The 23,254-nt window shown below is 65.5% G+C and carries 34 protein-coding genes; 30 read left to right on the plus strand and 4 right to left on the minus strand.

The window, feature by feature from the left end:
- Positions 1 to 2: 2 nt before the first annotated feature.
- The 29 genes from rplB (at position 3) to truA (ending at position 16,147) form a co-directional block, all read left to right on the plus strand.
- Entirely contained in the window at positions 3 to 836 is an 834-nt protein-coding gene (rplB, locus tag CHB84_RS15490; RefSeq protein WP_089302327.1) for a 50S ribosomal protein L2, read from the plus strand.
- Between the two features lie 18 nt (positions 837 to 854).
- On the plus strand, positions 855 to 1,136 hold the full coding sequence (gene rpsS / locus CHB84_RS15495; protein WP_089302328.1) for a 30S ribosomal protein S19: 282 nt from the start codon (positions 855 to 857) through the stop codon (positions 1,134 to 1,136).
- 71 nt (positions 1,137 to 1,207) lie between these two features.
- Complete coding sequence (gene rplV, locus CHB84_RS15500; RefSeq protein ID WP_425432309.1) at positions 1,208 to 1,663, plus strand: 50S ribosomal protein L22; 456 nt, start codon at positions 1,208 to 1,210, stop codon at positions 1,661 to 1,663.
- Positions 1,663 to 2,547: a 30S ribosomal protein S3 gene (gene rpsC, locus CHB84_RS15505; RefSeq protein ID WP_089302330.1), complete on the plus strand. Its 885-nt coding sequence runs from the start codon at positions 1,663 to 1,665 to the stop codon at positions 2,545 to 2,547. Before rplV ends, rpsC begins: the two co-directional genes overlap by 1 nt.
- Before the next feature lie 3 nt (positions 2,548 to 2,550).
- On the plus strand, positions 2,551 to 2,973 hold the full coding sequence (gene rplP / locus CHB84_RS15510) for a 50S ribosomal protein L16 (RefSeq protein ID WP_089302331.1): 423 nt from the start codon (positions 2,551 to 2,553) through the stop codon (positions 2,971 to 2,973).
- Positions 2,970 to 3,230 (plus strand): 50S ribosomal protein L29, encoded by a 261-nt coding sequence (gene rpmC / locus CHB84_RS15515; RefSeq protein WP_089302332.1) that lies wholly within the window; start codon positions 2,970 to 2,972, stop codon positions 3,228 to 3,230. The genes rplP and rpmC overlap by 4 nt, the downstream gene beginning before the upstream one ends.
- Entirely contained in the window at positions 3,227 to 3,526 is a 300-nt protein-coding gene (rpsQ, locus tag CHB84_RS15520; protein WP_089302333.1) for a 30S ribosomal protein S17, read from the plus strand. Before rpmC ends, rpsQ begins: the two co-directional genes overlap by 4 nt.
- Positions 3,527 to 3,606: 80 nt before the next feature.
- The gene (rplN, locus tag CHB84_RS15525) at positions 3,607 to 3,975 is read left to right on the plus strand and encodes a 50S ribosomal protein L14 (RefSeq protein WP_089302334.1); all 369 of its coding nucleotides are present in this window, start codon (positions 3,607 to 3,609) and stop codon (positions 3,973 to 3,975) included.
- Positions 3,976 to 4,290 (plus strand): 50S ribosomal protein L24, encoded by a 315-nt coding sequence (rplX, locus tag CHB84_RS15530; RefSeq protein ID WP_089302335.1) that lies wholly within the window; start codon positions 3,976 to 3,978, stop codon positions 4,288 to 4,290.
- A complete protein-coding gene (rplE, locus tag CHB84_RS15535; protein ID WP_089302336.1) occupies positions 4,290 to 4,892 on the plus strand; it encodes a 50S ribosomal protein L5 in 603 nt (200 codons plus the stop codon). Before rplX ends, rplE begins: the two co-directional genes overlap by 1 nt.
- 5 nt (positions 4,893 to 4,897) lie before the next feature.
- Positions 4,898 to 5,083, plus strand: coding sequence for a type Z 30S ribosomal protein S14 (locus tag CHB84_RS15540; protein ID WP_089302337.1), 186 nt, complete (start codon positions 4,898 to 4,900; stop codon positions 5,081 to 5,083).
- A gap of 79 nt (positions 5,084 to 5,162) precedes the next feature.
- On the plus strand, positions 5,163 to 5,561 hold the full coding sequence (gene rpsH, locus CHB84_RS15545; RefSeq protein ID WP_089302338.1) for a 30S ribosomal protein S8: 399 nt from the start codon (positions 5,163 to 5,165) through the stop codon (positions 5,559 to 5,561).
- Between the two features lie 16 nt (positions 5,562 to 5,577).
- Positions 5,578 to 6,117, plus strand: coding sequence for a 50S ribosomal protein L6 (gene rplF / locus CHB84_RS15550; RefSeq protein ID WP_089302339.1), 540 nt, complete (start codon positions 5,578 to 5,580; stop codon positions 6,115 to 6,117).
- A 2-nt stretch (positions 6,118 to 6,119) separates the two neighbouring features.
- Positions 6,120 to 6,515 (plus strand): 50S ribosomal protein L18, encoded by a 396-nt coding sequence (gene rplR, locus CHB84_RS15555; RefSeq protein ID WP_089302340.1) that lies wholly within the window; start codon positions 6,120 to 6,122, stop codon positions 6,513 to 6,515.
- A 38-nt stretch (positions 6,516 to 6,553) separates the two neighbouring features.
- Positions 6,554 to 7,189 carry a 30S ribosomal protein S5 gene (gene rpsE, locus CHB84_RS15560; RefSeq protein ID WP_089302341.1) on the plus strand — a complete coding sequence of 212 codons (636 nt, stop codon included), beginning with the start codon at positions 6,554 to 6,556 and terminating at the stop codon, positions 7,187 to 7,189.
- A gap of 4 nt (positions 7,190 to 7,193) precedes the next feature.
- Entirely contained in the window at positions 7,194 to 7,376 is a 183-nt protein-coding gene (gene rpmD / locus CHB84_RS15565) for a 50S ribosomal protein L30 (protein ID WP_089302342.1), read from the plus strand.
- Positions 7,376 to 7,834 carry a 50S ribosomal protein L15 gene (gene rplO / locus CHB84_RS15570; protein WP_089302343.1) on the plus strand — a complete coding sequence of 153 codons (459 nt, stop codon included), beginning with the start codon at positions 7,376 to 7,378 and terminating at the stop codon, positions 7,832 to 7,834. The genes rpmD and rplO overlap by 1 nt, the downstream gene beginning before the upstream one ends.
- 428 nt (positions 7,835 to 8,262) lie before the next feature.
- Positions 8,263 to 9,570 (plus strand): preprotein translocase subunit SecY, encoded by a 1,308-nt coding sequence (gene secY / locus CHB84_RS15575; protein WP_089302344.1) that lies wholly within the window; start codon positions 8,263 to 8,265, stop codon positions 9,568 to 9,570.
- A complete protein-coding gene (locus CHB84_RS15580; protein WP_089302345.1) occupies positions 9,567 to 10,130 on the plus strand; it encodes an adenylate kinase in 564 nt (187 codons plus the stop codon). Before secY ends, CHB84_RS15580 begins: the two co-directional genes overlap by 4 nt.
- On the plus strand, positions 10,127 to 10,963 hold the full coding sequence (gene map / locus CHB84_RS15585) for a type I methionyl aminopeptidase (RefSeq protein WP_089302346.1): 837 nt from the start codon (positions 10,127 to 10,129) through the stop codon (positions 10,961 to 10,963). Before CHB84_RS15580 ends, map begins: the two co-directional genes overlap by 4 nt.
- Before the next feature lie 262 nt (positions 10,964 to 11,225).
- The gene (gene infA / locus CHB84_RS15590) at positions 11,226 to 11,447 is read left to right on the plus strand and encodes a translation initiation factor IF-1 (RefSeq protein ID WP_089302347.1); all 222 of its coding nucleotides are present in this window, start codon (positions 11,226 to 11,228) and stop codon (positions 11,445 to 11,447) included.
- Between the two features lie 74 nt (positions 11,448 to 11,521).
- Positions 11,522 to 11,635: a 50S ribosomal protein L36 gene (gene rpmJ / locus CHB84_RS15595; protein WP_089302348.1), complete on the plus strand. Its 114-nt coding sequence runs from the start codon at positions 11,522 to 11,524 to the stop codon at positions 11,633 to 11,635.
- A gap of 204 nt (positions 11,636 to 11,839) precedes the next feature.
- Positions 11,840 to 12,214 (plus strand): 30S ribosomal protein S13, encoded by a 375-nt coding sequence (gene rpsM, locus CHB84_RS15600; protein WP_089302349.1) that lies wholly within the window; start codon positions 11,840 to 11,842, stop codon positions 12,212 to 12,214.
- A gap of 2 nt (positions 12,215 to 12,216) precedes the next feature.
- On the plus strand, positions 12,217 to 12,402 hold the full coding sequence (locus tag CHB84_RS22980) for a hypothetical protein (RefSeq protein WP_089302350.1): 186 nt from the start codon (positions 12,217 to 12,219) through the stop codon (positions 12,400 to 12,402).
- A gap of 14 nt (positions 12,403 to 12,416) precedes the next feature.
- Positions 12,417 to 12,821 (plus strand): 30S ribosomal protein S11, encoded by a 405-nt coding sequence (gene rpsK, locus CHB84_RS15610; protein ID WP_089302351.1) that lies wholly within the window; start codon positions 12,417 to 12,419, stop codon positions 12,819 to 12,821.
- A gap of 24 nt (positions 12,822 to 12,845) precedes the next feature.
- Positions 12,846 to 13,451 carry a 30S ribosomal protein S4 gene (gene rpsD, locus CHB84_RS15615; protein ID WP_089302352.1) on the plus strand — a complete coding sequence of 202 codons (606 nt, stop codon included), beginning with the start codon at positions 12,846 to 12,848 and terminating at the stop codon, positions 13,449 to 13,451.
- A gap of 90 nt (positions 13,452 to 13,541) precedes the next feature.
- A complete protein-coding gene (locus tag CHB84_RS15620) occupies positions 13,542 to 14,624 on the plus strand; it encodes a DNA-directed RNA polymerase subunit alpha (protein WP_089302353.1) in 1,083 nt (360 codons plus the stop codon).
- Positions 14,625 to 15,236, plus strand: coding sequence for a 50S ribosomal protein L17 (rplQ, locus tag CHB84_RS15625; protein WP_089302354.1), 612 nt, complete (start codon positions 14,625 to 14,627; stop codon positions 15,234 to 15,236).
- 62 nt (positions 15,237 to 15,298) lie between these two features.
- The gene (gene truA, locus CHB84_RS15630; protein WP_425432307.1) at positions 15,299 to 16,147 is read left to right on the plus strand and encodes a tRNA pseudouridine(38-40) synthase TruA; all 849 of its coding nucleotides are present in this window, start codon (positions 15,299 to 15,301) and stop codon (positions 16,145 to 16,147) included.
- Positions 16,148 to 16,149: 2 nt separating this feature from the next.
- On the opposite strand, the gene CHB84_RS15635 is transcribed toward truA, so the two are convergent.
- The 3 genes from CHB84_RS15635 to eccE form a co-directional block, all read right to left on the minus strand.
- Positions 16,150 to 17,058, minus strand: coding sequence for an endonuclease domain-containing protein (locus CHB84_RS15635; protein ID WP_245818771.1), 909 nt, complete (start codon positions 17,056 to 17,058; stop codon positions 16,150 to 16,152).
- Between the two features lie 241 nt (positions 17,059 to 17,299).
- A complete protein-coding gene (locus CHB84_RS15640; RefSeq protein WP_089302355.1) occupies positions 17,300 to 18,022 on the minus strand; it encodes a hypothetical protein in 723 nt (240 codons plus the stop codon).
- A complete protein-coding gene (gene eccE / locus CHB84_RS15645; RefSeq protein WP_217898578.1) occupies positions 18,019 to 19,209 on the minus strand; it encodes a type VII secretion protein EccE in 1,191 nt (396 codons plus the stop codon). The genes CHB84_RS15640 and eccE overlap by 4 nt, the downstream gene beginning before the upstream one ends.
- A 557-nt stretch (positions 19,210 to 19,766) precedes the next feature.
- Here eccE and eccB point away from each other — a divergent pair.
- The gene (gene eccB, locus CHB84_RS15650; RefSeq protein ID WP_089302357.1) at positions 19,767 to 21,365 is read left to right on the plus strand and encodes a type VII secretion protein EccB; all 1,599 of its coding nucleotides are present in this window, start codon (positions 19,767 to 19,769) and stop codon (positions 21,363 to 21,365) included.
- 277 nt (positions 21,366 to 21,642) lie between these two features.
- On the opposite strand, the gene mycP is transcribed toward eccB, so the two are convergent.
- Entirely contained in the window at positions 21,643 to 23,253 is a 1,611-nt protein-coding gene (mycP, locus tag CHB84_RS15655) for a type VII secretion-associated serine protease mycosin (protein WP_281251765.1), read from the minus strand.
- Between the last annotated feature and the right edge of the window lies 1 nt (position 23,254).

Consider the following 23,254-nt stretch of genomic DNA (forward strand, 5'->3'; position numbering starts at 1 on the left):
AAATGGGCATCCGCAAGCACAAGCCTACGAGCGCCGGACGGCGTGGCTCGAGCGGTTCGGACTTTACAGGGGTCACCCGGTCGACACCGGAGAAGTCGCTGGTCCGTCCGCTGCCGAAGCAAGGTGGGCGAAACTCCTCCGGCAAGATCACGACCCGGCACAAGGGTGGCGGGCACAAGCGCGCATACCGCGTGGTCGACTTCCGGAGATACGACAAGGATGGTGTACCTGCCAAGGTGGCACACATCGAGTACGACCCGAACCGCACCGCCCGTATCGCGCTGCTGCACTATGCCGACGGGGAGAAGCGCTACATCATCGCCCCGGACAAGGTGAAGCAGGGCGACACGATCGAGAACGGCGCCGGAGCCGACATCAAGCCCGGCAACAACCTGCCGCTGCGCAACATCCCGACGGGTACGGTCGTCCACGCCATCGAGCTTCGTCCCGGTGGCGGAGCCAAGATCGCGCGTTCGGCCGGTTCGAGGGTGCAGCTGGTGGCCAAGGAGGGCCGCAACGCCCAGCTGCGGATGCCCTCCGGCGAGATCCGCAACGTGGACGTACGCAACCGCGCCACGGTCGGTGAGGTCGGCAACTCCGAGCACTCGAACATCAACTGGGGCAAGGCGGGCCGCAGCCGCTGGCGTGGCAAGCGCCCCACGGTGCGTGGTGTCGTGATGAACCCGATCGACCACCCGCACGGTGGTGGTGAGGGCAGGACCTCCGGTGGTCGCCACCCGGTGAACCCGAACGGTCGTCCGGAGGGCCGCACGCGCAAGCGTAAGCCGAGTGACCAGATGATCGTACGTCGCCGCCGTACCGGCAAGAGGCGCTGAGCAGGGAGGTAATCGCATATGCCACGCAGCCTCAAGAAGGGCCCGTTCGTGGACGGCCACCTGCTCAAGAAGGTGGACGCGCTGAACGAGTCCGGCAAGAAGACCGTGATCAAGACGTGGTCGCGCCGGTCGACCGTCACGCCCGACTTCCTCGGGCACACGATTGCCGTGCACGACGGGCGTAAGCATGTCCCGGTGTTCATCACCGAGGCGATGGTCGGTCACAAGCTCGGGGAGTTCGCGCCGACGCGGACATTCAAGGGCCACGTCAAGGACGACCGGAAGTCACGCCGCCGCTGAGCGGGCACGAAGGCAGTGTGCGGGCCAGTTCCGCACCCGAGAGCAAGAAGGAAGCAGCGATGAACGCCCAAGTGAACGCTACGGACACGGCAGTGTCGGAATCAGAGCTGCCTACCGCCGTGGCGCGGGCTCGCTTCGTCCGTGACTCGCCGATGAAGGTGCGCCGGGTGATCGAGCTGATCAAGGGTCGCAGCGCCAACGAGGCCTTGGCCGTGCTCCGGTTCGCCCCGCAGACGGCCAGCAAGCAGCTGGCCAAGGTGGTCGCCAGTGCCGTCGCCAACGCGGAGAACAACCTCGGTCTCGACCCGGACACGCTGTGGATCCGTAACGCCACCGCGGACGAGGGGCCGACGCTCAAGCGGATCCGGCCGCGCGCGCAGGGACGTGCGTACCGGATCAGGCGGCGCACGAGCCACATCACCGTCGTTGTCGAGTCCCGCCCCAAGGGCGAGCCGACCAAGAGGAAGAACAAGAAGAAGCAGTCCGGCGCGAAGGCCGATGACAGCGTGAAGGCAGGTGGCCAGTAGTGGGCCAGAAGATCAACCCGCACGGCTTCCGGCTGGGCATCACCACCGACTGGAAGTCCCGCTGGTACGCCGACAAGCAGTACGCGGACTATGTCGCCGAGGACGTCAAGATCCGCAAGCTGCTCTCGACGGGCATGGAGCGCGCGGGTATCTCGAAGGTCGAGATCGAGCGGACCCGGGACAGGGTGCGTGTGGACATCCACACCGCGCGGCCCGGCATCGTGATCGGCCGTCGAGGCGCCGAGGCGGACCGTATCAGGGGCTCGTTGGAGAAGCTCACCGGTAAGCAGGTGCAGCTCAACATTCTCGAGGTGAAGAACCCCGAGGCGGACGCCCAGCTGGTCGCCCAGGGAATCGCCGAGCAGCTGTCGAACCGTGTCGCCTTCCGCCGTGCGATGCGCAAGGCCATCCAGACCACGATGCGGTCACCGCAGGTGAAGGGCATCCGCGTACAGTGCAGCGGTCGCCTCGGCGGCGCGGAGATGTCGCGCTCCGAGCACTACCGTGATGGTCGTGTTCCGCTGCACACGCTGCGTGCCGACATCGACTACGGCTTCTTCGAGGCCCGTACGACGTTCGGCCGTATCGGCGTCAAGGTCTGGATCTACAAGGGCGATCTGGTCGGCGGCTTGAAGGCGCGCGAGGCGCGTGACTCGGCTGCTGCCTCGGAGCGGGCGCCGCGCAAGGAGCGGGGTGAGCGTTCGGGCCGTGGCCGCCGCTCGGGAGCAGCGGGCACCACCGCTTCCGGCACCGAGTCCAGCCGTTCGGCTGCCGAGGAGGCCAAGCAGACACGGACGAGCCAGGACGCCGCCATCGACGCCGCGCCCGAGGTCGCCGACAAGGCGGGCGAGGCCGGCTCCACAGACGAGAACGGGGAGGGCTGAGTAGTGCTCATCCCACGCAAGGTCAGGTACCGCAAGCAGCATGCGCCGAAACGGAGCGGGCGAGCCAAGGGCGGCACCAGCGTGAGCTTCGGCGAGTACGGTATTCAGGCGCTCGAGCACGGTTACGTGACGAACAGGCAGATCGAGTCGGCACGTATCGCCATGACGCGGCACGTCAAGCGTGGCGGGAAGATCTGGATCAATATCTTCCCCGACCGGCCGCTGACGAAGAAACCCGCGGAGACCCGCATGGGTTCGGGCAAGGGCTCGCCGGAGTGGTGGGTCGCGAACGTCAAGCCGGGGCGCGTGATGTTCGAGATGAGCTTCCCCAACGAGCCGATGGCCAAGGAAGCGCTGCGTCGGGCGATTCACAAGCTGCCGATGAAGTGCCGGATCGTGACCCGTGAAGGTGGTGAGTTCCAGTGAGCAAGACGGGCGGAGGAGTTGCCGCTTCGGAACTGCGTGAGCTCACTTCCGAGGAGCTTGTACTGCGGTTGAAGGAGTCCAAAGAGGAGCTGTTCAACCTCCGGTTCCAGATGGCGACAGGTCAGCTGGACAACAACCGGCGGCTGCGGACGGTCCGTACGGACATCGCGCGGATCTACACGGTCATGCGCGAGCGTGAGCTTGGACTTTCCCTTTCCCCTGACGAGGTAGACACCGAAGAGGACGCCACCGTATGAGCGAGCAGCAGATCGAGAAGAAGCCTGCGCAGAAGGTCGATTCCGGCCGTAACTACCGGAAGGTTCGGCAGGGTCTCGTCGTCTCGGACAAGATGAACAAGACGATCACCGTCGAGCTCGAGGACCGCAAGAAGCACTCGCTGTACGGCAAGATCATGCGCTCGACCAAGCGAGTCAAGGCGCACGACGAGGAGAACACGGCCGGCCCGGGCGACAGGGTGCTCATCATGGAGACCCGCCCGATGTCGGCGACGAAGCGTTGGCGGCTCGTACGAGTCGTCGAGCAGGCCAAGTAACAAGCAGGGGGCAGTAAGCCCCGCAAGTTCCGCAAGGCTCGGGCGAGAACCGAGAACCGGCGAGACACACAGGAGTTGACGTGATCCAGCAGGAGTCGCGACTACGCGTCGCCGACAACACGGGTGCGAAGGAGATCCTGACCATCCGTGTGCTCGGTGGCTCCGGACGACGCTACGCGAGCATCGGCGATGTCATCGTCGCCACCGTGAAAGACGCCATGCCTGGGGCCAACGTAAAGCGGGGCGATGTGGTCAAGGCCGTCATCGTCCGCACGGTGAAGGAGAAGCGTCGCCAGGACGGCTCCTACATCCGGTTCGACGAGAACGCCGCTGTGCTCATCAAGAACGACAACGACCCACGCGGTACTCGTATCTTCGGACCTGTTGGCCGCGAGCTGCGCGATCGCAAGTTCATGAAGATCATTTCGCTCGCACCGGAGGTGTTGTAGGTGAAGGTGCGTAAGGGCGACACGGTCCAGGTCATCGCCGGTAAGGACAAGGGCGCCAAGGGCAAGGTGATCCATTCCTACCCCGAGGACAACAAGGTTCTCGTCGAGGGCGTCAACCGGATCAAGAAGCACACCCGCATCAGCCAGACGCAACGGGGCGGCCAGTCGGGCGGGATCGTGACGCAGGAAGCGCCGATCCACGTGTCCAACGTGCAGGTTGTCGATGCGGACGGTAAGCCGACGAGGGTCGGCTACCGCTTCGATGAGGAAGGCAAGAAGGTTCGCGTCTCGCGTAGGACGGGTGAGGACATCTGATGACTGCTCCTACAACCAACGACGAGCAGACCGCTGCCGCCGCGGGCGGCGAGAGGCCGGTACCGCGGCTCAAGACTCGGTACAGGGACGAGATCGCGAGCGAGCTTCATGAGCAGTTCGGCTACTCGAACGTGCACCTGATCCCACGACTCACCAAGGTCGTGGTGAACATGGGGATCGGGGAGGCAGCGCGAGACGGCAAGCTGATCGAGGGTGCCGTGCGCGACCTCGCTGCCATCACGGGGCAGAAGCCCGAGGTGCGCAAGGCTCGTAAGTCGATTGCGCAGTTCAAGGTGCGTGAGGGCATGCCCATCGGTGTTCGCGCGACGCTACGCGGGGACAGGATGTGGGAGTTCCTCGACCGGCTGCTGACGATCGCGCTGCCGCGCATCAGGGATTTCCGGGGGCTGTCCGGCGAGCAGTTCGACGGGCACGGCAACTACACGTTCGGCCTGAGCGAGCAGTCGATGTTCCACGAACTGAACCCGGATGACATCGATCGTGCTCGCGGCATGAACATCACGGTTGTCACCACGGCGAGCGCCGACGACGAGGGTCGGGCGCTGCTGACCAAGCTCGGATTCCCGTTCAAGGAGAGCTGAACGACATGGCCAAGAAATCGCTGATCGCCAAGGCCGCGCGCAAGCCCAAGTTCTCGGTCCGCGGTTACACGCGGTGCCAGAAGTGCGGCAGGCCAAGGTCGGTCTATCGCAAGTTCGGGTTGTGCCGTGTGTGCTTCCGCCAGATGGCGCACGCCGGCGAGCTGCCTGGCGTGCACAAATCAAGCTGGTAACGACTCCACGTTCGCCACAGGCCTCGGCCGCACCGGGTGTGACCCGGGGAACCAGGGCGAGAAAGGTTGACAGGTCACCATGACGATGACCGACCCGATCGCAGACTTCCTGACACGTCTGCGAAACGCGAGTTCGGCGTTCCACGACGAGGTCGTGCTGCCGCATTCCAAACTGAAGGCCAACATCGCCGAGATCCTCAAGCGTGAGGGCTACATCTCGGACTACCGCGACGAAGCAGGCGAGAAGCACAAGAACCTGGTCGTGACGTTGAAGTACGGCCCCAACCGCGAGCGCGGTATCGCGGGGCTGCGCCGCGTGTCCAAGCCAGGACTGCGGGTCTACGCGAAGTCGACGGAGATGCCGAAGGTGCTCGGCGGGCTCGGCGTCGCGATCATCTCGACCTCGTCGGGATTGCAGACCGACCGGCAGGCAATGCGTAACGGTGTGGGCGGGGAAGTCCTCGCCTACGTGTGGTGAGAGAGGGGAGTCAGGTATGTCCCGTATCGGAAAGCATCCGATCACCGTCCCCTCCGGGGTCGAAGTGTCCATCGACGGCCAGCACGTCGCGGTCAAGGGGCCGAAGGGCACGCTCGAGCACACCGTTCCCGAGCCGATCAGGGTATCCCGTGCCGAGGACGGCAGCCTCGAGGTGACCCGTCCGGACGACGAGCGCTACTCACGTTCACTGCACGGCCTCACCCGAACACTGATCAACAACTTGGTTGTCGGTGTCACCGAGGGTTTCGAGAAGAAGCTCGAGATCCACGGTGTGGGATACCGCGTGCAGGCGAAGGGCTCGGACCTCGAGTTCTCGCTGGGCTTCTCGCACCCGGTGACGGTTCCTGCCCCGGAGGGGATCACCTTCTCGGTGGAGAACCCGACGAAGTTCTCGGTGTCCGGAATCGACAAGCAGAAGGTCGGCCAGACGGCTGCCGTCATCCGTAAGCTGCGCCGTCCGGATCCGTACAAGGGCAAGGGTGTGCGCTACGAGGGTGAGCGCATCCGTCGCAAGGTCGGAAAGACGGGTAAGTGATCATGAGCGAGACGACGAACAGGAAGCCCGTCGGCAAGGACGTGTCCACCCGGCGGCGAGTTGCCAAGGCCCGCAGGCACTTCCGGCTCCGCAAGAAGATCAACGGAACGCCCCAGCGGCCGCGCCTTGCGGTGCACCGTTCCTCTCGGCACATCACCGTGCAGGTGATCGACGACACGGCCGGTCACACGATGGCCTCGGCGTCGAGCCTGGAAGGCGATGTACGCGAGCTGGCGGGCGACAAGAAGGCCAAGGCGGCCAAGGTCGGCGAGCTGGTTGCCGACCGTGCCAAGGGCGCAGGCGTCAGCGCTGTCGTGCTCGACCGGGGCGGCAACGACTACCACGGCCGGATCGCCGCGTTGGCCGACGCCGCTCGCGAGGCGGGCTTGGAGTTCTAGATGTTGTTCAGCAGTATCGATGACGGAAGGAAAGTCTGATGCCGGGACGTACCCGAGCTACCGGCGGCCAGGGCGGCCCAGGCAACGACCGCGAGCGCGGTGGTGGCAAGGACCGCAGGGACCGTCGTGACGGCGGCCGCGGCGGGGCGGCCCAAGAGAAGTCCACGTACCTGGAGCGCGTTGTCGCGATCAACCGCGTAGCCAAGGTGGTCCAGGGAGGTCGGCGTTTCAGCTTCACCGCCCTGGTCGTCGTGGGTGACGGTGACGGGCACGTCGGCGTCGGCTACGGCAAGGCCAAGGAGGTGCCTTCGGCGATCGCCAAGGGCGTCGAGGAGGCGAAGAAGAACTTCTTCCGTGTGCCGCGTATCGCTGGCAGCATTCCGCACCCGGCTCAGGGCGAGGCCTCGGCAGGCGTCGTGCTGCTGCGTCCGGCGAGCCCCGGTACCGGAGTCATCGCCGGTGGACCGGTCCGTGCGGTGCTCGAGTGCGCCGGCGTGCACGACGTGTTGACCAAGTCGCTGGGTAGCGACAACGCGCTCAATATCGTGCATGCGACCGTGGACGCGCTCAAGCAGCTGCAGCTTCCGGAGCAGGTGGCTGCCCGTCGGGGCCTGCCGCTCGAGGACGTCGCGCCTGCGCGCATGCTGCGGCAGCGTGCCGGACAGGAGGTGTGACGGCATGGCACAACTCAAGATCACACAGGTGAAGAGCAAGATCGGTGCCAGGCAGAACCATCGCGACACACTACGTACGCTCGGTCTGCGCAAGATCCGGCAGTCCGTGGTGCGCGATGACACTCCCGAGGTGCGTGGACTGGTGCACACAGTCAAGCACCTGGTGAAGGTCGAGGAGGTCGCGTAATGGCCATTAAGATTCACCACCTCCGGCCCGCCCCGGGCGCCAAGACCGACAAGACACGCGTCGGGCGCGGTGAGGCTTCCAAGGGCAAGACCGCCGGTCGCGGTATGAAGGGAACCAAGGCGCGTAAGAACGTGCCTGCCGGGTTCGAGGGTGGCCAGATGCCACTCCAGATGCGGCTGCCGAAGCTGCGCGGCTTCAAGAACCAGTTCCGCACCGAGTACCAGCCCGTCAACGTCGGCGAGATCGCCCGTGCGTTCCCGCAGGGAGGTACGGTCGCTGCGGCCGACCTCGCGGCGAAGGGCCTCGTGCGCAAGGGCAAGCTGGTCAAGGTCCTCGGGGATGGCGACGTCGCGGGCGTGAAGCTGGACGTCACGGCGGACAAGTTCTCCGCATCGGCGCAGTCCAAGCTCGAGTCCGCAGGCGGTTCGGCCACGACGGCCCCGACCCGGACCCGCTGACCCGCCAGTCCCTGGCCGCGACACCCGAGCTCGAGACGACCCCCTGCTGTGCCCTCCCGCCACGGCAGGGGGTCGCTCCATGCGCACCCCCTTCCCGCCGTCGCGCGTCCGGTGCGCTGCCCGCCGTGCACGTTTAGCGGGCTAACCGTGCATCCGGGTCACCGACGAAGGGACCGGTGACGGGATCCGTGCTCGGTTTATAGAGTCGTCGCGGTGCGTACTGAGCCAGCGGTAAGTACGCGCGCCGATGTGCAGGCTAGCTGCACGACGCCCGCGTTCGGCTGTTAGAGTCACGAGAGCTCCCCTGGTCACTGTGCCGGGTGTGCCGCTGGCCAGGCTGCCAGTGAGTATTGCCGTTTCCAGCCGGTGGTAAGCCGGCAGAGCCAATCGCCGGTGTCCCGACCGGCGATGCCGAGGAGGTCTCCCGGGTGCTTAGCGCAATCCGCTCGGCCATCGCCACCCCGGACCTGCGCAGGAAGATCCTGTTCGTCCTCATGATCGTGGCGGCTTATCGGCTCGGTGCGATCATCCCGGCGCCCGGGGTCTCCTACACTGCTGTGCAGGCTGCCAGGGAGGAACAGGGCGACGATGTCCTGTTCTCGCTCATGGACCTGTTCAGCGGCGGTGCGCTGACCCAGCTGTCGATCTTCGCGACCGGCATCATGCCGTACATCACGGCGAGCATCATCGTCCAGCTGCTGACCGTGGTGATTCCGCACTTCGAGCAGCTGAAGAAGGAAGGTCAGTCGGGTCAGGCCAAGCTGACGCAGTACACCCGGTACCTCGCGCTCGCACTCGCCTGCTTGCAGGCCACCGGCCTCGTCGCGCTCGCGTCGAGCGGCCAGCTGTTCGGTGGCGTCGAGGATCCCGTCATCCCGGACGACAGCGTCGCGACCACAGCGATGATGGTTCTCGCGATGACGGCCGGTACCGCGACGATGATGTGGTTCGGTGAGCTCATCACCGAACGCGGCATCGGCAACGGTATGTCGCTGCTGATCTTCCTGAACATTGCCTCGCAGATCCCCATCGAGGGCGGCAACATCCTGCAGAGTCGCGGGGAGGCCGTCTTTGTCGTCGTCTGTGTGCTGGCTCTTGCGGTGATCACGAGCGTGATCTTCGTCGAGCAGGGACAACGTCGAATCCCCGTGCAGTACGCCAAGCGCATGGTCGGCCGCAGGATGTATGGAGGGACGTCGACATACCTGCCGATCAAGGTGAACCAGGCAGGCGTCATCCCGGTCATCTTCGCGTCCTCCCTGCTGTACCTGCCTGACTTGTTGCAGCGGTTGGCCGCCGAGCAGACGGATGTCACCTGGCTCCAGACATTCATTCAAGATCACGTGGTCGATCAGTCGAGTCCGGTGCACATCGCCGGCTACTTCGCGCTGATCATGTTCTTCACGTACTTCTACATCTCGATCACGTTCAACGTGGACGACCGCGCGGAAGAGATGAAGAAGTTCGGTGGGTTCGTTCCGGGTATCCGACCGGGCCGTCCGACCGCCGAGTACTTGCGGTTCGTGCTCGGGCGAATCACGCTGCCCGGGTCGATCTACCTCGGTACTGTGGCCATCCTTCCGAACTTCTTCCTCGCTGTGACGGATCCGGGTCAGAACATCAACTTCCCGTTCGGCGGCACTGCAGTGCTGATCATGGTGGGCGTCGGGCTCGACACGGTGAAGCAGATCGAAAGCCAGCTGATGCAGCGCAACTATGAAGGGTTCCTCCGATGACGCGTCTTGTTCTGGTCGGTCCCCCGGGAGCGGGTAAGGGCACGCAGGCCGCGGCTCTCTCCCGCAAGCTCGGGATTCCGCACATCTCGACAGGCGACCTGTTCCGGGTGCACGTGGGGGAGGAAACCGAGCTCGGCCGTGAAGCCAAGAGCTACATGGACGCAGGTGAGCTGGTACCGGACAGCGTGACGAACGGCATGGTCCGGCAGCGGCTCAACGAGAGCGATGCGCGGCACGGCTTCCTGCTGGACGGTTTCCCGCGCAACACCGCGCAGGCAGCCGAACTGGAAGACATGCTCGCCGAGCAGGGTGTGAAGTTGGATGCAGTCGTCGAGCTCAAGGTCGACACCGAGGAGGTCGTCCAGCGCTTGCTGGCCCGTGGCCGCACGGACGACACGGAAGACGTCATCCGCAATCGGCAGAACGTCTACCACACCGAGACCGCTCCGCTGCTCGAGTACTACGCCGATCGGCTCGTCACGATCGACGGCTCCGGCGAGATCGACGAGATCTCCGCGCGGGCACTGGACGCGCTGAACGCGTTCACCGGCGGTTCATGATCTCCCGCTTTCTGCGCCTTCTCCGTGCTCGGCGACGTGGGCCGGGCGTCGAGATCAAGACACCGGACGAGCTCGACGCGATGCGCGCTGCCGGGCTGATCGTGGCGCGAACACTCAGTGCGGTGCAGGAGACCGCCCGGCCCGGTGTGAGTACCGCGGAGCTCGACGAGCTGGCCGAGCAGAGTATCCGTGACGCCGGGGCCGTGCCTGCGTTCAAGGGTTACCACGGATTCCCCGGCTCGATCTGCGCTTCGGTCAACGAGCAGGTTGTGCACGGTATACCGGATACGGATGCCGTTCTTCGCGACGGCGACCTCCTGTCGGTCGATTGTGGTGCCGTGCTGGACGGTTGGTACGGCGATGCAGCGGTCACGATCGCACTCGGTGAGACGTCCGAGGCCGACCGGGCGCTGTCGGAGCGAACGCGGCAAGCCATGCTCGCCGGGGTCGACGCGGCCCGAGCAGGCTCGCGTCTGACCGATATCTCCCATGCCGTACAGCGATCGGTTGAACAGGCACGTAGCGCGGACGCAGCGGCGTACGGGCTGGTCACCGAGTACGGCGGCCATGGAATCGGCCGCGCGATGCACATGGACCCGTTCCTGCCGAACGCGGGCCGCCGGGGAAAGGGACCGAGGCTGGAGCCGGGGATGGCGCTGGCGATCGAACCGATGTTGACCGGCGCGTCAGCCGAAACGGTAGAGCTCGATGACGGCTGGACGGTCGTGACCTCGGACAACTCCCGCGCTGCTCACTGGGAACACACGGTAGCGATCACGACGGACGGCCCCTGGGTTCTCACCACGCTCGAGGATGCACGGTTAGCCTGCTAAACGTGCGGGCCGGCAGCGGTAGCTGGTAGAGTTGCCCTGCTCAGCGAGCCAGCGGACGGCGTAGGGTTACCAGAACGTGCCCCGGATGCCCCGTCCGCGGCACGGTTGCGTACACTTGGTATTTGGCGTGCCGATCACGCCGGTTCCGACCTGCTCGTGAAATCCCTCGCGAACATGGCTCACAGGAGCCGGGGTGGTGTGCGTGCCACATGATGACAATAGCAACCACATACTGCTCAACTAATCACGAAACGCGGAGGACATGGGCAAGAAGGACGGGGCCATCGAGGTCGAAGGCCGCGTGATCGAACCGCTCCCCAACGCGATGTTCCGCGTCGAGTTGGAGAACGGCCATCAGGTCCTTGCACACATCAGCGGCAAGATGCGGCAGCACTACATCCGTATCCTGCCCGAGGACAAGGTAGTCGTAGAGCTTTCGCCTTACGACTTGTCGCGCGGTCGGATTGTCTACCGCTACAAGTGATCACGGCGAGCTTGATGAGGGGACGGCTCCATCACGGGGCTGACACGGACACCACAAGCAGGAGAGCAGCAGACGTGAAGGTAAGGCCGAGCGTCAAGCGGATCTGCGCCAAGTGCCAGATCGTCCGGCGACACGGGCGCATCATGGTGATTTGCGACAACCTGCGGCACAAGCAGCGGCAGGGCTGATCACCAGGCACTGGTGGAGAACGGCGACGACAACTCCATGACGCCTCCCCGCACCTGCTGTGACGACGTCACAGCGCACCCCCGGGAACTTCAGGCCGGGGCCGGGACACCGCAGGCGAGAGCAGGCGGTGGGACACGCGAGTCGGTCCCGGAACGGGCGGGGAGAAGACCTGAAGTACAAGATAATGAGGAGCGGAAAGGCCAATGGCACGACTCGCAGGCGTTGACCTCCCCCGCGAAAAGCGGTTGGAGATCGCGCTCACGTATATCTACGGGATCGGCCGTACCCGCGCCAAGGACGTGGTCTCGGCGACGGGCGTCAACCCCGACACTCGGGTGAAGGACGTCACCGACGAGGACCTGGTCAAGCTGCGGGACTACATCGAAGACAACTTCAGGGTTGAAGGCGACCTCCGTCGCGAGGTAAACGCGGATATCCGCCGGAAGATCGAGATCGGTTGCTACGAAGGCCTCCGTTGGCGGCGCGGTCTGCCGGTGCGCGGCCAGCGCACGAAGACCAATGCGCGCACGCGTAAGGGCCCGAAGAAGACCGTCGCAGGTAAGAAGAAGGCCAGGTAACCGTGAGCGGGCAAGGCAGGAAGGTCGTGCGCATGGCTCGTGGCCAGCAACGCCACGGATCATGCATGTCCGCGAAGGCGCTCTATGCGCGCCCGTTGGCCTTGCGCCAGCTTTATACCGATGCCGGCACCGTGATCCGGCGCGGCCAGCGCGAAGCCGCGGCCGCCTACCAGGAGAACTCGCGCTAAGAGGAGTCGCAGTAATGCCACCGAAGTCTCGCGCGTCGGGCGCCAAGAAGGTCCGGCGCAAGGAGAAAAAGAATGTAGCGCATGGCCATGCGCACATCAAGAGCACTTTCAATAACACCATTGTGTCCATCACCGACCCGGGCGGTGCGGTGATCTCGTGGGCCTCGTCCGGGCATGTCGGGTTCAAGGGTTCGCGGAAGTCGACGCCGTTCGCTGCGCAGATGGCGGCGGAGAACGCCGCGCGTAAGGCAGCAGAGCACGGGATGAAGAAGGTGGACGTGTTCGTCAAGGGACCTGGTTCCGGCCGGGAGACCGCGATTCGTTCGCTGCAGGCCGCCGGTCTCGAGGTCGGCACCATCCAGGACGTGACCCCGCAGCCGCACAACGGCTGCCGCCCGCCGAAGCGGCGCAGGGTCTGACGAGGTCGGGGAGGAGTAATAGTCATGGCTCGATACACCGGACCCGCGACCAGGAAGTCCCGTCGCCTCAAGGTTGATCTCGTCGGTGGTGACCAAGCATTCGAGCGTCGTCCCTACCCGCCGGGGCAGCATGGCCGGGGCAGGATCAAGGAGAGCGAGTACCTGCTGCAGCTGCAGGAGAAGCAGAAGGCTCGCTTCACGTACGGCGTGCTGGAGCGTCAGTTCCGTCGCTACTACGAAGAGGCTGTGCGTCGGCAGGGCAAGACCGGTGAGAACCTGCTGCAGATCCTCGAATCGCGGCTGGACAACGTTGTGTACCGCGCGGGTATCGCGCGCACGCGTCGTCAGGCGCGGCAGTTGGTCAGCCACGGTCACTTCCTTGTCAACGGCGAGAAGGTGAACATCCCCAGCTACCGGGTGACGAAGTTCGACATCATCGACGTGCGCGCGAAGTCGCTGTCGATGCTGCCGTTCGTAGCCGCGAAGGAATCCTTCGGTGACCGGCCCATCCCGGGTTGGTTGCAGGTCGTTCCGTCGAACCTGCGGGTGCTCGTGCACCAGCTGCCCGAGCGCGCTCAGATCGACGTTCCCGTGCAGGAACAGCTGATCGTTGAGCTCTACTCGAAGTGATCCGGCGGCCTCTCGGCCGGGACCTCGAGTTGCGTCAATAAAGGAATCCGGCGTCATATAGCGGTCGCCGGCAGGAAAGGAAGATCGACAGTGCTGATTTCCCAGCGCCCGGGGCTGTCCGAGGAGACAGTCACCGAGACCCGTTCCCGGTTCACGCTCGAGCCGCTCGAGCCCGGATTCGGCTACACACTCGGCAACTCGATACGTCGTACGTTGCTGTCGTCGATTCCCGGCGCAGCGGTGACGAGCATCCGTATCGACGGTGTGCTGCACGAGTTCTCCACGGTTCCTGGTGTGAAGGAAGATGTGACCGACATCATCCTCAATGTCAAGGAGCTCGTCGTGTCCTCCGAAGAGGACGAGCCGGTGACGATGTACCTGCGCAAGCAGGGGCCGGGTGAGGTGACCGCAGCGGACATCGTGCCGTCGGCCGGTGTCACCGTGCACAACCCGGACCTGCACATCGCCTCGCTGAACGCGAAGGGCAAGCTCGAGGTCGAGCTCGTCGTGGAGCGTGGCCGTGGCTACGTGCCCGCTATGCAGAACAAGCAGGCAGGCGCGGAGATCGGCAGGATTCCGGTGGATTCGATCTACTCACCGGTGCTGAAGGTGACCTACAAGGTCGAGGCCACGCGTGTGGAGCAGCGCACCGACTTCGACAAGCTGATCCTGGATGTGGAAACCAAGCCGTCCATCACGCCGCGCGACGCTGTGGCGTCGGCGGGTAGGACGCTGGTGGAGCTGTTCGGGTTGGCGCGCGAGCTCAATGTCGATGCCGAGGGCATCGAGATCGGTCCGTCCCCGCAAGAGGCGGACACGATCGCCGCGTACGCGATGCCGATCGAGGACCTCGACCTCACGGTCCGGTCCTACAACTGCCTCAAGCGGGAAGGGATCCACACCGTTGGTGAGCTGGTCTCACGTAGCGAGGCAGACCTTCTCGACATCCGGAACTTCGGCGCCAAGTCGATCGACGAGGTCAAGATGAAGCTTGTCGGTCTGGGACTCGCTCTCAAGGACAGCCCCCCCGGGTTCGACCCGAGCGCGGCGGCTGCGAACTACGAGGGTGAGAGCTGGTCCGAGGACAGTTTCGAGGGGATCTCGGACGTCGACGAGATTTCTGAAAACGGCCACGATGACGGCCAGGACTACGCAGAGACGGAGCAGCTGTAAATGCCTACTCCAACCAAGGGCCGCCGTCTCGGCGGGTCACCGTCCCACGAGAAGTTGATGATGGCGAACTTGGCGACCTCCCTGTTCGAGCACGGTCGGATCACCACGACCGAGGCCAAGGCGAAGCGGGTTCGTCCTCTGGCGGAGAAGCTGATCACCAAGGCGAAGAACGGTGATCTGCACAATCGCCGCCAGATCCAGAAGGTGATCCGCAACAAGTCGGTTGTGCACAAGCTGATGGCTGAGATCGGCCCGTTCTACGAAGACCGTAACGGCGGGTATACCCGGATCACGCGGACGCCGCCTCGGCAAGGTGACAACGCCCCGATGGCTGTCATCGAGCTGGTGTCCGAGAAGACGGTGACGTCGGAGGCCGAGAAGGCCCGCGGCACGAAGTTCGCCAAGGATCAGCCTGCTGACGAGGCGAAGGCGGCCGGACACGCTGCCGCGGACGCGGCACTCGCGGAGTCGGCCGACGAGGCCGGTTCGGCGGGGGAGTCGGACGGTGACGATGCGCCTGAGGCGAACACGTCCGAGTCCGATGCGACCGGCGCGGAGAACACCTCCCCGGAAGAGTCCGAGGAGGGCGAGAACAAGAAGGACGAGTCCTGACAACTGACGGACTTGCCCCGGACGAGCCCGCCGCCCCGGATGGGGCCGGCGGGCTCGTCCGTTTGCGGCTGGATATTCGTTACGACGGCACAGCGTTCTCGGGTTGGGCCAAGCAGCCGCGGCTACGCACGGTCCAGGGAGTTGTGGAGGACGCGCTGGCCAAGCACCCTCCTGGCGCTTCGGTCCCCGGCTCGATCGTCGTCGCTGGCCGTACCGATGCCGGCGTGCACGCAACCGGCCAGGTCGCACACGTCGATGTCGCCTCCCTGGCCCCGGGATCGACGTTTCGCGGGCTAAACGTGGACACGCGGGGCGTACCGGAGCTTGAGCGCGTGCGGCACCGGTGGAATCGGTACGTAGCTGCGGATGTCCGCGTGACAGCGATCGAAGTCGCTCCTGGCGGCTTCGATGCGCGATTCTCAGCCGTTCGACGGCACTACCGTTACCGGGTTTCGGATGCCCCTTGGGGTGTCGATCCGCTATGTCGAATCGACACGTTGACGTGGCCGAAACCGCTGGACGTGGATCGGATGAACCGGGCAGCCGACGGGCTTGTCGGGCTCAACGATTTCGCCGCTTTCTGCAAGCAGCGTGAAGGCGCGACGACGATCCGAGAGCTGCAGCAACTCTCATGGCAACGTGTAGGGGATCATGTCATCGAGGCGACCGTCTCTGCGGACGCGTTCTGTCACTCCATGGTGCGCAGTCTCGTCGGTGCGTCGCTCCTCGTCGGTGATGGTCGGCGCGCTGTGAACTGGCCGGCGGAACTGCTTCAGAAAGGGGAACGCAGTAGCGCTGTCGCCCCGGCCCATGGTCTTACGATGACCGGGGTTGATTACCCGGACAACGATTCGCTCGCAGCTCGAGCCGAAGCAAGCCGCCGGATGCGCTCGCTCGGCGACGGACGTTGAGCCTATCCTGCTGGTCGCGTCGCCTGTACACGTCGAATCTCGTCGAGCAGGCCAGGTACGTCGGTGGCAAGGCGTTCGGCTGTCACGACGACGGTCCGCCACCCCGCCAGCTTCAACCGTGCGCGGCGTAGTCGATCCTGTCGCTGCTGCGCCGGATGATCGTGCCATCGACCGTCGTACTCCACCGCGATTCTGTCCGAGACCAGTGCGAGATCGAGTCGCGCTACGAAGCGACCGTTGAACCGTACTACGTATTGTGGACGCGGATTGAGCCCGCCGTAGTACAAGACGACGCGAAGATCCGACTCCGGCGGCGATTCGGCCCGAGCGTCGGTGAGTTCGAGTGCGGCTCGGGCAAGCCTGATCCCGCGGTTGCGGCGACAGCGGAAGTACCGGAACAGTGCGCTGCGTCGCACGTGACCGGAACGCAGGAAGGCGTCGAGGTCCGGAACTGCGAACCGCACCCTGCGTACCCAACCGTGCCGTCGCGGGGAAAGTCGAAGGACGAGGTCCAGAGCGATTCGCCGTGCGCGAGCCAGTCTGATTCCGCACCATGACTTGGAATCCTTGCGACTTGTTTCCGTTCTACGAACGTGAATTCCCTGTACGGGGCCGAAACGATGTTTCTCGGGAACGATGATCTCGACCGGATCGTGCGGCCTGGCGAGGTGTACACCACGTACAGTCGCGGCCGAACGGCCGGTGAGAATCGCTTGCTGCGGTGCGATGAGAGCAGCCCCTCGGCATCGGAGCTCATGCGTAACCGGCAGATGCGCGGGCGCGTAGACGTCTTGGAAAAGACGACGGTACTTGCTACTGCGCAGCTGAGACTCTGTGATCATCCCGGCGCGCCGCGCCGCTGAACCACGGAAGACGTCGTTGAGATTCGGTGTACCGGAGAAGTTCGACACGAAACCAACGTGCAGCTGCAGCTCGATACCTGCAAGTAATCATTTGCACCGACGTGCCGTTCGTACAAGAAACTTCCTGATCGCACCCGTCCGAGCGAAGATTCGTTGCCTCACCGTCACCGTCACCGTCACCGTCGCCGGGTGCGGCTGGGCGCGTTTCGCGGGCAAAACGCGCCCAGCCGGGCGCGCGCGTGCTCGTTGTGGCGAGTTCGTCGGTGGTGTGACGCGAGAATGATCGCGATCAATCGCCGCGGCGGATGGGCCCCAGTATCTGCTGCTCCTGCTGTGTTGTTACCAACCGGATGGGGCGCCAGATGTTGCGGCCCAGGGTGATTACCTGATCGTCCTTGAGGGTGGTCAGCTGGTGCACCATTTGTGGCGGCAATGACCACATGCGCGCGGCCAGTTCAGCCTGCCCGGAAGGAAGTCGTTGCATCAGAACCAGATCCGATGCGTTGGCTGTCGAGCTGGCTTGTGGATGTAGGTAGGGCAGCACGTAGACAGTGGTCTGCCACGGCGATCTGGGCGGGAACAGTTCCTGCGGGGTCGGGCCGCCGTCATGCATGACCAGAAGGGGGGCGTTCTCGGATGGGCGCGGTAGCTCCACAGGAGATAGTCTCCTGATCTGCACGTGTGGCGAAGGTCGTCCGTCCGCCTGAGTGCCGGCCGCCTGTTTCACGACCTGCCACGCTGCAGGCCGCCCCGTTGCGATGACGATCCACGCCCCGACCGCCATAGCTCGCATCGCCACCTGCCTGGCCAGGTAGAGCCCACCGACCAGCACGATTCGGGTAGGTGTCGCGCGCAGGGCCGACACGGTCAGCGGCTCGCCATTCATGCCCGATCCGAGAACGATTCCGCCGCGATCCCCGGAGGGACTGATCGCGTCAAGAAGCTCGGGGTCGACGACGAACTCGGGTGCGACCTCGGACGTCTTGGTTGTGTCACGCACGCGAGTGCTCACGCCGTACCTCCCATCGGCAGGGTCGCTGCGAACCCGGAGAGCTGGAGTCCGTGCAGCGACGTCAACGAGAATCCGAGTCGCCCGGATACGCCGGTCAACCGCTGATCCGCTGCTTCGAGCTCACGTGGGTTGCGAGCGCTGACCCTGATCAGCCCGCGCAAACCGACCTGCCCTTCATCCGGCGCGGGTGAGATCGAGAGCGTCACCGTAGACGACAGGGCGCGCACGCTGGTGAGCGCGTTGAGGGTGTTTGTGATCCTGCCCTTCGGCCACCCCGTGATTGCGTAGCTCGCATGCCCGACACCGGCCGCTGTGACGCCGTCCCAGCGCTCATGCAGCTTCACCGGGTCACCGGACGCGGCGGCGGCGCTGAGTTCGGCACCGGACACTCCGGAGCGCAGCAACTCGTCCGGGTCGAGCGGACGGGTTGGTATGTCGCGAGCGTCGAGGGCGTTGCGGACACGGGAGAGGGCGCCGATCAGGGCGCGGTGGGCACCGACGACACCGCCGCCCCGTTCGCGAATGGCTGCGGGGCAGCGACGCGGGTCGAGTCGTACGGCGATCCACGTGGTGCGGCGAGCAGCAGCGGGCAGCGGCCCGAGTACCTCCATGTAGGCGGCGAGGGCCGGCGAGTCCGAAGGCAGTGCGTTGCTACCCGGATAGCAGTGCCAGAGCACCTTGATGGAGTCCAACACGACCCCCCGGTCCTCGAGGCAGGGGGCCAGCGACGACAGGGGCAGGCTCGGCGCGTCTCCGGCGGTGGAGACGAGGGCGGGAGTGGGTTCGACCAGTAGAACGGCCGTCCACACACCGTCATGCCAGGCGAGACCGACCGACCGGCCGTCGTGGTCGGTGCCCTGGGCGACGAACAGGTCGGGAATGGCCAAGCGCAGGAGGTTGACCCGTGGGTCGTTTCCGCCGATGACCGAATCATCCTCGTCGGCTTCCTCGGCGATGTCTTCGAGGCTCGCTTGCGCTACCGGCGTGGTCGTCCGCTCGTGTGGCCGGAACCGGAAACGAGTCGTGCGCCCGAGCCAATGCGTGAACCACTGACCTTTCACGCGTAGGAACGTGATGACGAGTGCCACTAGCAGCACTCCGAGCCCCACGTACAGCAGGGACTCGTCGATGGCGATGAGGACGAGACCGATGGCCAGACCGACCTCGAGAACAATGAGGTTGATCACAGGCAGGCCGAGCAGGTTCCTGCTGGTGTTGCGGCGGCGTGCCGTAGAGCTGACGTACGCGGCTCCGCTGTTCTCCGACGCAGGTTCGTCCCCGCCGGGCTGCGGAGCCGGGCCTCCTGGGCCACCCGGACCACCAGGTCCGCCCGGGCCACCAGGGCCGCGGGGCGGTCCGGCGGTACCGCCGGGGCCTCCCGGAGGCGGCGGTACCGGCCTGCTGTGCGGATGCGCCCCGCCACCAGGTGGGTGTGGGCCACCGGGAGCGACCGGGCGCCCAGGCGCGGCCGGTCGGGGCGGCGTGCCGCTCGGTGCACCCTCCCTGCCCGGCGGGGGGCCGGGAGGGCGACCACCGGGTTGTTGCGGCCCCGGATTTGGCCCGGTCGGGCGTGGAGGAGTGCTGACGGACATCCGTTCGATCTCTTCCCCTCATGTGTGCTGCCGAAGCTTGCTGGCCCCGCGAGTGTGCAGACTATCGCTCATTGGTAGAAAACCAACATGGACGGTCTGCGTACGGCTATCGTGCGGAACCGTACCTCGACTGGGAGGGCTGTAGGTCCGTAATGCCATCGAATCCGACAACCAAGTCTCAGGTCCAGGCGTACCGCTTCGTGCTGCGTCGGATGCAGTCGGCGCTCGTCCGCAAGGACGCCGTGATGCTGCACGACCCGCTCCGTACACACAATCGTGCGACGGGCGTCGGAGTTGTCATCGCTGCCCTCGGCCTTCTCGGGTTCTTGATCTTCGGTATTCTTCGGCCGTCGCCACAGCCCCCGAACGAGGGCATCGTCATCGGTGAGGAGTCCGGCCAGGTCTATGTCAAGACCGCCGCGACCGATGAGGCGCCGGAGATGCTGATTCCCACGTTCAATGTCTCCTCAGCTCGGTTGCTGTTGATGGCGCGCCAGGACGGCGACGACGCGCAGGGCGGAGGCGATGGTTCCGTGGAAGCCGTCGAGCCCGAGGTCGTACCGGACGACAGGTTGGAGGGCATCGAGCGCGGGAGGATGCACGGCATTCCGGACGGGCCCCCACTGATCCCGGAAGAAGATCAGTACATCTCCGACGACTGGGCCGTGTGCGACAACATCGACTTCCGCAACGATCTCACGCCGTCTGAGGCGATGGAGCAGGCCGAGCGGGAGACCGCGGTGCTGGCCGGCGTATCCGATCTCGGTAGGGAACTCGGCGGCGACGAGGCGATCCTGGCGTCCGGGGACGACGGCAACGACTACCTGATCTACCGCCCGCAGGAGGATCCGAACAGGCCTTCCGACATGGTGCGCGCACGGGTCGATCTCGACGAGCCATCGGTCGAGACGGCGCTCAAGCTCGGTGACCACGAGCCGCGCAGCATGTCCATGGGCGTGCTCAACGCCATTCCCGAGGTGAACTCCCTGGAAGCTCCTCGTATCCCGGACCATGGCGAGCCCAGCGAGTTCGACCTTGGTGACCTGCGGGTCGGCGACGTGTTCGTCGTGCACCGCGCGGATGGTGAGGAGTTCTTCGTCTTGCTCAGGGAAGGACCCCAGCGAGTTTCCAAGGCCGTCGCCGACATGATTCGGTTCGAGGAGTCGCTGGATGCCGATCCGATCGATCCGGTAAAGGCCTCGCAGGTTGCTGAGGTGGATCACGTTCACGAGCTCGACGTGGAGGATTACCCGGCCGAGGTGCCGACGGTACTGGATCCGATGAAGGGGCACGCGACGATGTGCCTCGGCTGGACCCTCCGTGGCGACGGCGACGATCAGGACGAACGCACAGCCGTGTTCGTCGGTAACGAGATGCCGCTACCGGAGGATGAGGACGGTACACGGTTCCGGATGTTGGATGTGGGCCAGGCGAACCCGGACGGCACGCGCCTCGACGGGTTCTTCATGCCTCCGGGGCACGCGGCGCCTGTCCGTGCCGCTACGTCGAAGGATTCCTTCGAGTCCGGGCCGATCTACCTCATCTCAGATCACGGCCTTCGCTACGGCATTCCCGACCAGGAGACGGCAGCGCACCTGGGGGTTCCGGAACAGCGGCCTGCGCCGGACGCGATCGTGCGGTTGCTGCCGACCGGTTCGTCGCTGAACCCGCAGGATGCGATGCGGACGTTCGACTCCGTCCCGGTGGACCCGGACGCCGGATCCTACGAGGAGGACAGCGAAGACGGCTGACCAAGACATTTCCTGGCGGCCTTCAGCCTTGCCGACGACCACTCCCGTTCCGTTACGCGCAGGTGATGCGTGAGCGCAGCCACCCTGCCCGCGTGTGCCCCGGTGTGCACGTTTAGCCCGCGAAACGCGCACACCGGGGCGCGTCGTGCGCGGGTCGTCACGGTGGTGACGTGCGGGGAAGTGGAGCCGGGAGGGGCGGTCGCCGGACGGTGAGCTGGTCCCGGCGTGCCGGTTGCGGGGCGACCCAGGCGTGGGGCGACCCAGATGTGGTCGTGATTCAGGCGGCGTCCCCGGGTAGGTCTCCTGTGGAGTCGCGACGGCTTCGGCGCACCGCGTGAATGACGAACAGCGTCACCCCGAGAGCGCTCACCCCGCCGGCAGCTCCGGCCAGCGCGACGGTCACCGCCAGGGGATCGGGTCCCCCGGGTGCCGGCATGTCGGACGGAAGGGCGACGTCCGAGGCAGGTTCAATGCCTTCTTCCTCAGGGACGGTCGCCGTCAACGCGGCCATCGGGTTGATCACCCCGTGGCCGGTGAACTGGTCGTGCCCCTCTCGGGATCCCGGGTGCTGGGCCGTGCTCGTAATGCGGTGCATGACCTCGCGGGCATCCAGATCCGGGTGCATCTGGCGTACCAGTACGGCCAAGCCGGCCACGTAGGGCGCGGCGAAGCTCGTCCCCTGAAGTGGCACCTCATTGCCGCCCTCGATGGTCAAGTTGGCCAGCTGGGACGATCCTTCCGCGGGGTCGAGGGACGTGATCTCGGTGCCGGGTGCGGCGACGCTGATCCATGGCCCGTTCATGCTGAACGGGGCGACACCACCGGTCCGGTCGATCGCGGCCACGGCCAGCAGGTCCTCGGAGAACCACGACGGCGAGACGATCGTCCGCGGATCGTTCGGGTTCGGCTGGTCGTTCTGCCTGCACGCATCGTTGACGTTGCCTGCGGCTGCGACGACGACGATGTCTTTCTCGTCGACCGCGTACCGCACCGCGGACTGCAGCTTCCGTTCCTTCGTCGTTATCGGTGCGTCCCCGGCGCGGCGGCAGTTGTCCACCGACATGTTGATGACCTCGACCCCATCGGTGTCCGCGGCGAGCCGCACGGACTGCGCGAGCGTGGTCAGATCTCCCGCGCTCTCCGCGCCGCCCTGCACACGCGGGCTGCCGTCGTCCTGCCCTGGATGGGTGAGCTGGTTCGCCGACTCCGGATCGGTCTCCCCGGCGTCCTCGCCCTCATCTTCCTCGGCCTCTTCGAGGAGCTCGCGTCGCTCCCGCTCATCGTCACTCTCCGGAGAGAAGTTCTGGCTCGACTGCCGGATGGACAGGATCCGCGCGTCCGGGGCGACTCCGGTGAACCCGATGTCGGAGCTGTCGGAGTCGGCGGCGATGATGCCTGCCACCTGCGTCCCGTGGCCGTCGCAGTCCTCCAGACCGTCGTCCCCCTGGACGTAGTCACCGCCACCCTCGAGACGGTCTTCCAGGAAGGGGTGCGGGGTGACGCCGGTGTCGATGACGGCGACGGTCTTTCCGTCGCCGACCGAGCCGGCGTGCTGGTTCATGTACTCGTGGACGTCGTCGATACGCAGGTGCATCTGACCCCACGGGATGTTCTTGAGCCGGATACCCTCGTCGAGGTCGCCTGCCCGCTGGACACACTCCTGGTCCTGGGTATAGCGCTGGTCGGGTTCCCCGTCGTTGGCGCTGGGAGGTGGCTCGCTCGGTGGGGGTGGTGCCCACGCCGGTCGCTCGTCCTCCTCGGCCCAGCCGACGTGCGCATCGCTGATAGGTGCGAATGCCCCGGCTGCGACCAGTCCGAAGGCTGCCGTGAACAGCACGACGACCGCTCGTTTCGTGCGCCTGCCCAGCGCGTGCATGAGAGCCCCCAAG

The sequence above is a fragment of the Haloechinothrix alba genome (genome assembly GCF_900188115.1).
In the GTDB taxonomy this organism is placed as follows: domain Bacteria; phylum Actinomycetota; class Actinomycetes; order Mycobacteriales; family Pseudonocardiaceae; genus Haloechinothrix; species Haloechinothrix alba.